The organism is Eikenella sp. HMSC071B05, assembly GCF_001811325.1.
Lineage (GTDB): Bacteria > Pseudomonadota > Gammaproteobacteria > Burkholderiales > Neisseriaceae > Eikenella > Eikenella corrodens.
Genome location: NZ_KV804521.1, coordinates 1 through 287, shown reverse-complemented (window position 1 = coordinate 287; position 287 = coordinate 1). Strand labels below are relative to the sequence as shown.

Here is a 287-nt window from a genome sequence, read left to right as displayed (position 1 = left end):
CGTGGTCGCGGTGCGGCAGGAAAAGTGGTTGTCTTTGGCATTCTGAAACGCAACGGACGGGTCTATACCGTTGTGGTGGATAATGCCAAGTCTGAAACGTTACTTCCTGTCATCAAAAAGAAAATCATGCCGGACAGCATTGTTTATACCGATAGTCTGAGCAGCTACGACAAGTTGGACGTGAGCGGTTTTATCCATCACCGCATCAACCATTCCAAGGAATTTGCAGACCGTCAGAACCACATCAACGGCATTGAGAATTTTTGGAATCAGGCAAAACGCGTCTT

Annotated in this window: 1 protein-coding gene; it reads left to right on the top strand. The window is 47.4% G+C overall.

The annotated features are described in order from the left end of the window. Positions 1-287: IS1595 family transposase (locus HMPREF2796_RS10605; protein WP_141749115.1), on the top strand; the 287-nt coding region annotated here is incomplete at both ends.